This window comes from Pseudomonas mandelii (assembly GCF_002251635.1).
Lineage (GTDB): Bacteria > Pseudomonadota > Gammaproteobacteria > Pseudomonadales > Pseudomonadaceae > Aquipseudomonas > Aquipseudomonas mandelii_B.
Genome location: NZ_NMOJ01000192.1, coordinates 1 through 12,797 on the forward strand (window position 1 = coordinate 1; position 12,797 = coordinate 12,797).

Consider the following 12,797-nt stretch of genomic DNA (forward strand, 5'->3'; position numbering starts at 1 on the left):
TCGCTCATGGCTCGTTTGCAACGCACCCTGTCGTTAGGGTCGGTGGTGCTGTTCGGCATCGCCTATATGACGCCGATCATTGTGCTCGGCACCTTCGGCATCCTCGCACAATCCACCGCCGGCATGGTCCCCGCGGCCTACCTGGCGGCCCTGGTGGCGATGTTTTTCACTGCCATGAGCTACGGGCGAATGGCCTCGGCGTTCCCCGTCGCCGGCTCGGCCTACAGCTATGTACGCAAGGCCATCAGCCCGAAGCTGGGTTTTATCGCCGGTTGGGCGGTGTTGCTCGACTACCTGTTTTTGCCCATGGCCATCTGGCTGATCGGTGCGGCCTACCTCAATTCGGCGTTTCCTTCGGTGCCGCAGTGGGTCTGGGTACTGGCGTTTATCGGCATCACCAGCGCGATCAATATTGTCGGCCTCAAGCTCGCCAACGGCATCAACGCCTTGCTGATGCTGGTGCAGTTTCTGGTGCTGATCGCCTTCGTCGCGCTGTGCATTCACTACGTCGGGGGCGATGCGAGCACGCCGTTGTGGTCGATCAAACCGTTCTTCAACGGCGACATGCAGATGCCGCTGATCATGAGCGGCGCGGCCATCGCCTGCTATTCATTCCTGGGCTTTGACGCGGTCAGTACCCTCACCGAAGAAACCCGCGACCCACGCCGCACTATCCCACGGGCGATCATGTTGATTACCTTGATCGGCGGGCTGATCTTTGTCAGCGTCTCGTACTTCGTGCAGATCGCCCATCCCTCGTTCCAGTTCGACAGCGTCGATTCGGCCGCCTATGAAATCGCCCGCAATATCGTCGGTGATGTGTTTGTGTCGATTTTCCTGATCGGTCTGATCGTCGGCCAGTTCGCCTCGGGGCTGTCGGCCCAGGCCAGTGGTTCGCGCTTGTTGTATGCCATGGGCCGTGACGGTGTGTTGCCCAAGTCGTTCTTCGGCACATTGCATGAGCGCTTCGGCACACCGGTCAACAGCATCCTGTTGTGCGCCGTTGTGGCGTTGCTGGCGCTGAAACTGGACGTCACCACTTCGACCTCGTTCATCAACTTCGGCGCGTTCCTGGCGTTCAGTCTAGTGAATTTGTCGGTGATCTTTCATTACTGGATCGGCGGAGAAAAGAAAGGGCCGCGTGAGTTTGTGTTGTTTCTGCTGTTCCCGTTCATTGGCCTGGCGGCGGATTTGTGGCTGATGGTCAGCCTCGACCACCTGGCGATTTACCTGGGCCTGGTGTGGTTGGCGATTGGCGTGGTGTACCTGGCGGTGCTGACCGGTGGTTTCCGCCGCCAGCCACCGGAGATGGATTTCCAGGAGGCCACATAACCTCCCGGACCAGTGAGGAACCCTGTGGGAGCGAGCAGGCTCGATCCCACATTTGGATTGTGTTCAGGCCGCNAGTGAGGAACCCTGTGGGAGCGAGCAGGCTCGATCCCACATTTGGATTGTGTTCAGGCCGCTGAGTGTGTTTGGTGCACAGGCAACTCGACTCGGAACGTAGTGCCCACACCCACCTCACTGCGCACAAAAATATCCCCCCGGTGCTTCTTCACGATGCCATAAGACAGGGACAACCCAAGCCCTGTCCCCTGGCCCACTGGTTTGGTGGTGAAGAACGGGTCGAAGATTTTCTGCAGGTAGTCCGGCGCAATACCGGAGCCGGTGTCGGCCACTTCGATCCACACCGATTCTCCTTCAACCCCGGTGCGCAGGGTAATGGTGCCGCGCTGCGGGCCCATCGCCTGGGACGCGTTGACGATCAGGTTCATGATCACCTGGTTGATTTGCGACGGCAGGCACTCGATGTCGGGCAATGGCTGATACGCCTTCACCACATCGGCCTTGTACTTGAGTTCATTGGCGACGATGTTCAAGGTCGATTCGATGCCCTGTTGCAGATTGGTCCACTGCCATTCCTGGTTGGAATCCACCCGGGAGAAGTCTTTCAGGTCCTTGACGATCTGCCCGACCCGGTTGATGCCCTCCTTGGATTCCTTGATCAGCAATGGAATGTCCTCGCGCAGAAACTCCAGTTCAATCCGTTCCCGTAACTGCCCAAGCCGTTCGATCACCTCATTTGAAGCAATCGCCTCTTCGGCCTCGCGATAGCCGTCGAGCATTTCCTGCAGTTGCTTGAAGTAGCCATCAAGACTGCCAAGGTTGGAGGAAATGAAGCCGATGGGGTTGTTGATTTCGTGGGCGACCCCGGCGGCCAATTGCCCCAGGGAAGCGAGTTTTTCCGATTGCACCAGTTGCGATTCAAGCTGTTTGCGCTCGTCGATCTCCCGCTGCAACGCCTCGCTGGCCTTTTTGAACTCCGTGGTGCGCTGGTCCACCAGATGCTCCAGGTGGCTCATCTGCACAAAGGCGCGCTCGGTCATCTCCCATTTGGTCAGCAGGGTGTTGGCCATCTGCTGGACTTCGATGTTGTCGAACGGTTTTTTCAGTATCAGCAAACGATCATGGGCTTGCAGCCGGTCCAGCAGTTCATCCCAGGAGTAGTCGGAGTACGCGGTACACACCACCACTTGCAGGCGCGGGTCTTCCTGCCACAGATGCTCGATGGTTTGTGCGCCATCCCAGCCTTCAGGCATGCGCATGTCGACGAACGCGAGTGCGTAGGGGCGGCTTTCCTGCAAGGCCTGAGTGAGTTTGCCCAGACCTTCCTGGCCGCCATACGCTGAATCCAGTTCGAACAGCGCAGTGGTGGCTTTGATTTCACTGCCAAACAGCGTGGCTTCCATCTCGTCCAGTTCGACGTGCTGCAGCGAACCCGGGGTGAGGATCTTGCGAAAGTCGTCGTGAATCGACGGCGTGTCATCGATCAGCAGAATGCGTCGGTTCGAATGCCCACTCATGCCTCCTCCGGGACGGTCTTCAGCGGGATCTGCAAGGTGAACTGCGCGCCCTTGCCGGGTCCGTCGCTGTGGGCGCTGAGATGGCCGTTCATTTCTATAGCCGCGAGTGCGCAGCTGTGCAGACCAAAACCGTGGCCTTCCTTACGAGTGGTAAAACCGTGGGCAAAGATGCGCGTCATGTTCTCCGGCGCGATGCCTTCGCCATCATCCTTGACGCTGATTTGCAGGGTGTCGTCTTCAACGATTTTCACCCCCAGGGTCATTTGTCGTGGACGATTGCTGAGGTCGGACATGGCGTATTTGGCATTGCTGATGAGGTTGATCATGATCAGCAGCAACCGGTGTTTGTCCGCCATCAGTTGCGGCACCTCGGCATACTCCTTGACCACCGTCACNTGGTGCCGGGTCAGGGCGCCGGAGTTCATGCGCAGGGCGTCTTCCAGCAGTTCGCTGATGTGCAGCGGTTCCATCAGGCTGTTNGCGCCGGCGTAGGATTGCTGGGTGGAGACGATGTCCTTGATGTGGTCCACGCTCTTGCTCAACTGCGCCAGTTCATCGGTCAGGCCCTGTTGCTCGAGGGCGATGGCCTCCACCAGTTGATTCAGGTAACCGGGCAGCAACTTGCCTTTCTCGTCCAGGGTCAGAAAAGTGCCCAGATCGCCCTGATGTTCGTTGATCAGCTGCATCGCCTTGCCCAGCCCCTGGGCCTTGCTGCTGCGCAGTTTTCGGCTGACCAGGTCAGCGGAGATGTTTACGCTGTTGAGCACGTTGCCGACGTTGTGCAGCACATTGGTCGCGATTTCCGCCATGCCGGCCTGGCGGGCGCTGTCCAGCAGTTCGCTCTGGGTATCCTTGAGCTCGCGGGTACGTTCTTCGACCCGTTGTTCAAGATCGTCATTGGCGGTTTTCAGGGCTTTGTTGACGCGATTGATGACCGTGAAACTGCGCATCAAGTGAATCGCCAGGTACACCAGCAACAACACCAACAGCACGGAAAACACCAGCATGTAAAAGTGATAACGCTGGTCGACGGCGTCGGTACGCTTTTGATCGTCATTGAGTTGGGCGGTAATGTCATCCAGACGCTCGGCAACCGGGATGGCGGCGATGTTATCCAGCAACCGGTTGACCACTGGCTGCTCGCGCAGGATCAGCTCGATGTGATTGCTCAGAATCGTGATCGGACTGTGAAACTGCTCCGGCAACCGCTGGCTGTTGACCCTCATTTTGTTCAGGCCGAGCAATATGTCAGCGGCTTTGTCGTCGCTTGTCACCTGGGCGAACTCCAGGGCGCTGAGCAGCAAGTCGTAAGTGTCGGTGGCGATGCTTTGCTGTTCCAGCTTGTCGGTGTCTTTGAGTCGCAGGAAATGCGCCTGGATATCGTCTTCGGCGGTCGGCAAAAAGGCCAGGGAATTGCGCAGTACCGCATTGTGCGATTTGAACTGCTCCACTAATCGGGCCTTTTCCTGAATCGACTGGCGATAAGCATCCTGCGCGGCCAGCCAGTCGGCTGGGTGTTCGTGGTGGTGTTGCCNTCCAGTGCCCGGAACTGCTCCCACAGTCGGGTCATCTCGGTCAGCGGCGAGACCAAGGGATCATAGTTATGAGTGATGGCAATCCGCGCTTTGAGGATCTCGGTTTCCCATTGGGCGTTCAGCTGCTTCATCTGCCGGATCAGATCCCGGGATTCGGTGTAGATCGACGTCTGGTTCGAGCTGGATTTGAGGTACAGAAACAGCAGTATCGAGGCCAGTATCACCGCCACGATACCGAGGAGCGCCAAACTGCGTCGGCGGGACATTTTCATAACGGTTTGCCCTCCCATTCGCCGGTCAGGGTCTTGAGGAATTTGATAATCAGCACCTTGTCTTCGTCGGAGGGGATGCGCCCCAGCTGAAACGTGAACATCACGTCCACCGCGTCTTCGAGGGTTTTGGCCGAACCGTCGTGAAAGTACGGCGCGGTCACGGCAACGTTNCGCAGGCTCGGCACCTTGAACACGTTGCGGTCTTCCTCGTCCTTGGTCAGCAGGTAGCGGCCCAGGTCGGCTTCGGTCGGGTTGCCACGGGCCTTGAAGTAATCGCCCATCACCCCGAACTTCTGGTACATGTTGCCGCCGATATTGGCGCCCTGGTGGCAGGCGATACAGCCATAGTCCTTGAAGCGTTGGTAACCGTACTTCTCCTCGCGGGTGAGAATGTCGGTATCGCCCTGAAGGTATTGGTCAAAACGCGAGTTGGCACTGATCAATGTGCGCTCGTAGGTCGCCAGGGCGTTTTGCACATTATTCATGGTCACTCCGTCCGGATAAGCGTTGCCGAACGAGGTTTGATAAGCCGGATCGGCGGACAACGTCTGCACCACGTGTTCCCAGTTGCTGCCCATTTCACTAGGGCTTTGCACCACGGTGTGGACCTGGGTTTCCAGTGTGTCGGCGCGGCCGTTCCAGAATTGCCGGAAGTTCAGGCTGGCGTTGAACACGCTGGGGGTGTTGATGGCGACTGGCAGTCCGTTGAAGCCAATGGAAAAGGTCTTGTTATCAGCGCCACCGATTGCCAGGTGATGGCAACTGGCGCAGGACAGGCTGTTGTTGACCGACAAGCGTGGTTCATTGAACAACTGGCGACCGAGTTCGACACGCAGTGGGTTTTGCTGCGGGACGGCCGGCAGCGGTTTGAGCGGCTCGTCCAGTGGCGCGCCGCTGGCCGTCAGGCACAGCCCGAGCAGAGGCATCAGAAACAGGCGGCGGAGAAGTGGCGACATCTTGTAATTCCTTGGCTGATAGCCCGCGTGTCGCTGCATATCGATCATGTGGCTGCAGGGGGAGGGGATTTCACCGACGTCAGGTACTGCACAAAGGCGTCCGGTGCCACGGCTTTGCTGAAGTAGTAACCCTGGCCTTCCTCGCACTGATGGGCCTTGAGAAAATCCAGCTGTTCGAGGGTTTCCACCCCTTCGGCAATGATGGTCAGCTTGAGGCTCTTGCCCAGGCTGATGATGGCGCTGACCAGGGCTGCGTCATTGCTGTCACGGCTCAGGCCGCGAATGAACGACTGGTCGATTTTCAGCACATCGATGGGAAAACGTCGCAGGTAGCTGAGGCTGGAATACCCGGTGCCAAAGTCGTCGATGGACAACCGCACCCCCAGTGCCTTGATCTGCTTCAGGGCGGTGACGGTGGCATCGACGTTCTGCATCAGCACGCCTTCGGTGATTTCCAGTTCGAGCAATGACGGGTCCAGACCGGTTTGTTCGAGGACCTGTTCAATGCCTTCGACAAAGCCTCGTTGGCGAAAGTCGATGGCTGACACATTCACCGACATGCACAGCCTCGGCAGTCCCGCCGCCTGCCAGGCGCAGGCTTGTCGACAGGCCTGGGCCAGCACCCATTTGCTCAACGGTACGATCAAGCCGCTGTCTTCGGCCACGCCAATGAAGTCCGACGGGTAGACCCAGCCATACCCCGGTTTCAGCCAGCGAATCAAGGCCTCTGCGCCGACCACTTCACCGGTACCCAGGTCGAGCTTGGGCTGGTAATGCAGGACAAATTCGTCGCGCTCCAGGGCCAGGCGAATACCCGACTCGATGGTCTGCTGGTCCCGGGCGCGCTGGTTCATTTCTTCAATGAAAAAGCGGAAGTCGTTGGGGCCGCTTTCCTTGACGTGGCGCATCGCGGTTTCGGCTTTCTTGATCAGCGCGATCGCATCGAAGCCATCATCGGGGTAGATGCTGATGCCCAGGCTGGCGGTTACGCTCAGGTCATGGCCGGCGATGTGCTGGGTCGTGCCAATGGCGTTCAAGAGTTTTTCGGCGATGCCTTTGGTCTGCTGGGGATGGCGGATATCAGCGAGGATCACCACGAACTCATCAGAACCGTAGCGAAACACCGAATCCGACTCGCGCACCGTCGCCACCAGGCTTTGGCTGACAAGCTTGAGCATTTCATCGCCGACCGGATGGCCCAGGGCATTGTTGATGCGCTTGAAGCGATCAAGGCCCAGGAACATCACCGCCAGTTGCTTGTCATGGCGGCGGGACAATGCCAGGGACTGGTTCAGCCGATCACCGAGCAGCGTGCTGTTGGGCAGTTCGGTCAAGACGTCGTATTGCAACAGGTGAGACACCTTGAGCAGTTCGTGGACCCGCGCCTCGATGGTTTCCTCCAGGCTCTGCACTTTCGTCTCCGCGTCCTGGGTCATCTGCCATTTCCAGGTCAGGGCGCTGGCCATCTGGCGGATTTCCAGACTGTCGAAGGGTTTTTTCAACACCAGCAACTGGTCGCCGAACTCCAGCCGTTCAGCCATGTCCTCCCAGCTGTAATCCGAATAGGCGGTGCACAGCGCGATTTGCAGGTGCGGGTCGATCTTCCAGAGCTGTTCGATGGTTTCCAGCCCGTCCCAGCCCGGCGGCATGCGCATGTCGGTGAACGCCACGGCATAGGGACGCCCTTCGTCCTGGGCCCGCTTGACCATTTCCAGGGCTTCCTGGCCCTGGTAGGCGGAATCGAGCTGGAAGGTGAGCCGAGCTGCCTGTTGCGTGCCGAACAGCGCTTCTTCAGTACCGGCAAGGCTCTGCTCACTTTCGGTATCGGGGCCGAGAATCTTGCGAAAGTCCTGATGGATCGAGGGTGTGTCGTCGATGATCAGGATGCGCCGGTTGGTCTGGACGGACGGAGCTTTCATTCTTTGCCCTCCGTGGCGTGCGGATTGTCCAGGGGGCCGGAGTGATGGCTCGGGGGCACGATGCTGCCGGCTCTGAGCAACTGGGCGGCTTGTTGGCTGCTGACCGCTTTACTGAAAAAGTAACCCTGTGCGTTCATTGGCGAGCCTGTGGCCATCAGCGAACTACGCTGTTCTTGGGTTTCGACACCTTCGGCGATGATTCCGATCCCTACTTCGCGAGCGAAGTTGATGATTGCGCGCAACGTGTTGGCACTCGCCGGGTCGCGGGCAGCGGTGTCGATGAAGGCCTGGGCGAGTTTCAGGTGATTGACCTGGTACGTCTTGAGGTAGTCGAACGAGGAGTATTCGGTGCCGAAGTCGTCGATGGCGATCTTTACTCCCAGCTCCCGCAGGCGCGGCAGCACGTCGTTGTGGGTCCATTTGGTCTGGGCCAGGGTCGCTTCGGTGACATCGAAGCGCAGGTCCCAGGCGCACAACTCCCAGCGCGCGGTGGTGCGCAGTACGTCATAGATCAGCTCGGGTCCGCTTTTCAACTGGGCCAGGGACAGCTTGATGGCTATCACCGGGGGCGCCACGCCTTCGTCGCGCCACTGGCGCATTTGCTGGCAGGCACGATCCAGCACCCAGTGACCGAGGGGGATAATGGCGCCGGTTTTTTCCGCGGCCGGCAGGAACGCCGGCGCTTCCAGCAAACCGCGCTGGGGGTGGTTCCAGCTGACTTGGGCTTCCATGCCGAGGATCTTGCCGCTGCTCAGGTCAACTTCCGGCCAGTAATTGAGCTCAAGTTCTTCATGGTCGAGGGCCGCACGCAGTTCGCTGGCGATGGTCATGCGCTCGACCACCTCCTGATTGATCTCCTCGGAGTGGAAGTGATACTGGTTGCGGCCCTTTTCCTTGGAGCGATAGAGCGCCATGTCGGCCTGGCTCAGCAGGCCGTCGGCGCTGGTGATGAGCGGCGAATAGCTGCTGATGCCGATGCTGACCGAAACGCGCACATCATTGCCGCCCAGGGAGTAGGGCAGCACCAGCGTATCGCGGACCTTGCCGGCCAATGACGCAGACTGGGTCGGGTCGCTGACGTCCAGTTGCAGGATGGCGAACTCGTCGCCGCCGAGGCGGGCGACCACGTCGTTTTCGCGCACACAGGCTTTGATGCGCCGGGCCACTTCCTGCAGCAGCAGGTCGCCCACCGGATGACCGAGGGTATCGTTGATCCGTTTGAAGTGATCGAGGTCCAGGTAGAACATCGCGAACGGAGTAGCGCCTCGACGCGCGGCGGCGAACGCCTGGTGCAAGCGCTCGATCAAGGTGGCACGGTTGGCCAGCCCCGTCAGCCCGTCGGTGCGGGCCAGCAGGGCGATTTTCTCCTCGGCGACCTTGCGTTCCGTGACATCGATGATGATGCCTTCGACCTCCAGCAGGCGTCCTTCGTCGTCACGCACCGGGATGTAGCGGTTCTCGACCCAGCGCCAGGCACCATCGCCGGTGCGCATGCGGAACTCGATGGAGGCACCCGCTGCATGACGGTCCAGCACCTGGGCCATGGCGGTGTCGACCTTCGATTGATCGTCGGGATGGATCAACTCCTGGGCCCAGTTGGCCGACGCCACCAGGTTCGCCGCGACGTGACCGTATTTGGTGATGTTATGGGAGATGTACATCAGCGGAAACGACGGTTCGCCCCGCAGGCGATACAGAATGGTCGGGCTGTTCTGCACGATGATGTTGGCGTCGGACAGCTCCCGGGTGCGTTCTTCGACGGCCTGTTCCAGCAGCGACATCTTCAGCTCGGCGTCTTCGGTCATCTGCCATTTGGCGGTCAGGGCGCTGGCCAGCTGACGGATTTCGATGGCATCAAACGGTTTTTTCAGGATCAGCAGGCGATCGCCCAGTTCCAGGCGTTCATCGATGTCTTCCCAGGAATAGTCGGAATAAGCGGTGCACAGCGCCACTTGCAGCTTGGGATCGACCTGCCACAGCCGTTCGATGGTTTCCAGACCGTCCCAGCCCGGTGGCATGCGCATGTCGATAAAGGCCATCGCGTAGGGCAGGTCGTTGGCCAGCGCTCGCTCGACCTTGTCCAGCGCTTCAAGGCCCTGAAAGGCCGAATCGAGCATGAAACTTTGCAGTGTTGCCGTCGCTTGCATCCCGAACAGGGCTTTTTCGGCGCTGATCAGCTCGTCATCTTCGGTCGATGGCGGGCTGAGGATCTTGATGAAGTCCGCATGAATAGACGCGGTGTCGTCGACGATAAGTATCCGACGGTTGGTTCGTGCCAGCAGCGTATTCATAGGCATACGCCGGGAGCGGTGGCAGTGTGGTGCGGTGTGCTCATAGGGGCATCCTTTCCCTGATCACGTGGCCAAGCGGTATAGATAATGGATCCGAGTGAACTGAGCATAGTCGTCCGTGCGGCACTTCGCCCGGTCGACTGAAGCGAATCATTTTCAGGGGCCTGGCTGGAAATCATCTAGCCTGTAGCTCAGGCAAGGCCAGAAACGGAGCTTTCTGGCGGACGACTGACGCAACAACGCCCGTTTCGCTTGAGGTAATGCCATGGAAGAGCAACTCCCCACGACCTTCACCTGTAAATCCACGATTCTGCTGGTCGACGATGAGGAATCGATCCTCAACAGTCTGCGCCGGCTCTTGCGCGGCCAGCCCTACGATGTGCTGCTGGCCACCAGCGGTGCCCAGGCCCTCGATATCATGGCGAAACAGCCCGTCGACCTGGTGATGAGCGATGCGCGCATGCCCAATATGGACGGCGCCACGCTGCTGGCGCACATTCACCAGCGCCATCCCGCCACGCTGCGTATTTTGCTGACCGGTTATGCCGACCTGACGATGATCGTCAAAGCGATCAACGAGGGGCAGATTGACCGTTACATCAGCAAACCCTGGCACGATGAGGAATTGCTGCTGACGCTGCGACAATCCCTCGCCTACCAGCATTCCGAGCGCGAGCGCCTGCGTCTGGTGCAGGAGACCTGGGACCGGAACGAAGAATTGAAGTTGCTCAACGCGACTCTGGAAAAACACGTCGCGTCCCGCACCTCAGAGCTGCAGCAGACTGCTGACATGCTCGACCTGGCTTATGAAGAGCTCAANCGCAGCTACGTGACCGGCACCGAGGTGTTCTCGCTGCTGGCCAACCTGCGTTTGCCGCCGGCCAAGCAGACGAACCGGCAGATCATCGAACTGGTGCGGGTGTACTGCAAACTTCATGGCCTGGACGAGGGCAGTACCCGCGACCTGACCATGGCCGCGGCGCTTTACAACATCGGCAAGCTGAGCTGGACCGACAGCATGATGACCGCGCCTGCGGATTTGCTGCACCACAACGATCAGGAACGCTATCGCGGTTATCCGAAGCAGAGCGAATCGTTGCTGATGACCCTCGATCCGATGAAGGATGCGGCGCGCCTGATCCTTCACCATCAGGAACGCTGGGATGGCACCGGTTTCCCCGACCGGCTCAAGGGCGAGGCGATTCCGCTCGGCTCGAGGTGGCTGAAACTGGCGGTGGATTTCATCGAGTTGCAGCGTGGGCTGATCCTTGAGCGCCAGATGAACAGCGATGAAGCCCTTGTCTACATCCGCCAGTACGCCGGTCGTCTCTACGATCCTGATCTGGTGGAGGACTTCATTCAGGTCTGCGCCGCCTACCTGAGCGATGTGTCGCTGGCCGATCCGACGGTCAAGGTTCTGACCACCCGGGACCTGGCGGCCGGCATGATTCTGGCGCACAACCTCAATGCCGATAACGGCATGCTGCTGCTCAACGCCGGCAAGGTGTTGAGCGGGCCGCTGGTGGAGAAACTGATCGCGTTCGAGGCGATGGAAGGGGCGAAATACAGCGTTTTTGTGAAAGTGCCGGAGGAGGTAGAAGCCGCGATTCTCGAGCCGCTAGAGGTTGTCCAGCCGCTGCCCTGATCCCTGNNACAGCCTTCATACCCGTGCCCCTGTGGGAGCGAGCCTGCTCGCGAGGACGGCGGCCCATTCAGCAGAGAGGTTGACTGACAGACCGCTATCGCGAGCAGGCNCGCTCCCACAGAGGGGTCAGTGCCGTGCAGAGATTATTTCGGGGTGACGCAGAGCCCGCACCCATGTGATCCTTTGCGCCTTTCACCCAAGGCCCATTCAGATCCATGACCTTTGCCACCGCCACTTGCCCCCGCATCATCCGCATCGCCGCCGCTCTGCTGATCGGCCCTGACGGTCGCACGCTATTGGTCCGCAAACGCGGGACAGAAGCCTTCATGCAACCCGGCGGCAAGATCGAGGCTCATGAACAACCGGTTCACGCCCTGGCCCGTGAACTGGAAGAAGAGCTCGGGCTGGTCATTGACCCCGCGCACGCCACCTACCTGGGGCCCTTCTCGGCACCGGCGGCCAACGAGCCGGGGTTTGTCGTACAGGCTGAACTCTTTCAGCTGACCATCGATTCAGACGTCTCGCCCGCAGCGGAGATTGAAGAGGTGCGCTGGATCGATCCGGCCACCGACGGCGATCTCACGCTGGCGCCATTGACACGGGACTTGATCCTGCCGTTTTATCGAGCTTCGCTGACCGCGACCGCCTGATCATTCCCGGACTAGGACTGCCCCCATGATCCCGCTTCAAGACTTGCTGATTTTCGCCGCCGCCGCGTTGCTGATGGTGCTGACGCCGGGGCCGAACATGATCTACCTGATCTCCCGCTCGATCTGCCAGGGGCGCAGGGCCGGTGTGACTTCGTTGCTCGGCGTGGTCGCGGGGTTTTTCGTGCATTTGTTCGCCGCTGCGGCCGGTTTGACCGCTGTGTTTCTGGCCGTGCCGTTGGCCTACGAAGTGCTGAAATGGGCCGGCGCGCTGTATCTGTTGTGGCTCGCCTGGCAGGCGGTCAAACCCGGCGCCCGTTCACCCTTCGAAGCACAGCAGTTGCCGCCGGACTCGTCGCGCAAACTGATCACCATGGGTTTCCTCACCAGCGCCCTGAACCCGAAGATCGCGGTGTTTTACCTGTCGGTGTTTCCGCAATTCATCACGCCTGAGCACGGTTCGGTGTTTACCCAAAGCATCGTGCTGGGCCTGACCCAGATCAGCGTCAGTTTTTGCGTCAACCTGCTGATCGCGATCTTCGCGGCGGGCATCGCGTCGTGGTTCGTCAACAACCCCACCTGGCTGGCGGTGCAGCGCTATTTCATGGGATTTGTTCTGTCAGCGCTGGCGGTGCGGCTGATGCTTGAACAACGTCGGACGGCTTGAT

The 12,797-nt window shown here is 59.7% G+C and carries 8 protein-coding genes and 1 pseudogene; 4 read left to right on the forward strand and 5 right to left on the reverse strand.

From position 1 onward, the window contains the following. Window positions 1-6 precede the first annotated feature (6 nt). Complete coding sequence (locus B7L09_RS23680; RefSeq protein WP_094470885.1) at window positions 7-1,332, forward strand: APC family permease; 1,326 nt, start codon at window positions 7-9, stop codon at window positions 1,330-1,332. A gap of 125 nt (window positions 1,333-1,457) precedes the next feature. On the opposite strand, the gene B7L09_RS23685 is transcribed toward B7L09_RS23680, so the two are convergent. The 5 genes and pseudogenes from B7L09_RS23685 to B7L09_RS23705 all read right to left on the reverse strand — a co-directional run bounded on the left by B7L09_RS23685 (window position 1,458) and on the right by B7L09_RS23705 (window position 9,843). Then, complete coding sequence (locus B7L09_RS23685) at window positions 1,458-2,864, reverse strand: ATP-binding protein (RefSeq protein WP_094470856.1); 1,407 nt, start codon at window positions 2,862-2,864, stop codon at window positions 1,458-1,460. After that, a pseudogene (locus B7L09_RS23690) lies at window positions 2,861-4,671 on the reverse strand (DAHL domain-containing sensor histidine kinase). Before B7L09_RS23690 ends, B7L09_RS23685 begins: the two are co-directional and overlap by 4 nt. Then, window positions 4,668-5,627: a cytochrome-c peroxidase gene (locus B7L09_RS23695; protein ID WP_094470857.1), complete on the reverse strand. Its 960-nt coding sequence runs from the start codon at window positions 5,625-5,627 to the stop codon at window positions 4,668-4,670. Before B7L09_RS23695 ends, B7L09_RS23690 begins: the two are co-directional and overlap by 4 nt. A gap of 44 nt (window positions 5,628-5,671) precedes the next feature. Then, the gene (locus tag B7L09_RS23700; RefSeq protein WP_094470858.1) at window positions 5,672-7,546 is read right to left on the reverse strand and encodes a putative bifunctional diguanylate cyclase/phosphodiesterase; all 1,875 of its coding nucleotides are present in this window, start codon (window positions 7,544-7,546) and stop codon (window positions 5,672-5,674) included. Beyond that, the gene (locus B7L09_RS23705) at window positions 7,543-9,843 is read right to left on the reverse strand and encodes a putative bifunctional diguanylate cyclase/phosphodiesterase (protein ID WP_094470859.1); all 2,301 of its coding nucleotides are present in this window, start codon (window positions 9,841-9,843) and stop codon (window positions 7,543-7,545) included. The genes B7L09_RS23700 and B7L09_RS23705 overlap by 4 nt, the downstream gene beginning before the upstream one ends. Window positions 9,844-10,102: 259 nt before the next feature. On the opposite strand from B7L09_RS23705, the gene nosR reads away from it, so the two are divergent. From nosR to B7L09_RS23720, 3 genes are all read left to right on the forward strand, one after another. Further along, window positions 10,103-11,482 carry a response regulator c-di-GMP phosphodiesterase, NosR family gene (nosR, locus tag B7L09_RS23710; protein WP_094470860.1) on the forward strand — a complete coding sequence of 460 codons (1,380 nt, stop codon included), beginning with the start codon at window positions 10,103-10,105 and terminating at the stop codon, window positions 11,480-11,482. 215 nt (window positions 11,483-11,697) lie between these two features. Beyond that, window positions 11,698-12,132: an NUDIX hydrolase gene (locus tag B7L09_RS23715; RefSeq protein WP_094470861.1), complete on the forward strand. Its 435-nt coding sequence runs from the start codon at window positions 11,698-11,700 to the stop codon at window positions 12,130-12,132. 25 nt (window positions 12,133-12,157) lie between these two features. Then, complete coding sequence (locus tag B7L09_RS23720) at window positions 12,158-12,796, forward strand: LysE family translocator (RefSeq protein ID WP_094470862.1); 639 nt, start codon at window positions 12,158-12,160, stop codon at window positions 12,794-12,796. Window position 12,797: the final 1 nt, after the last annotated feature.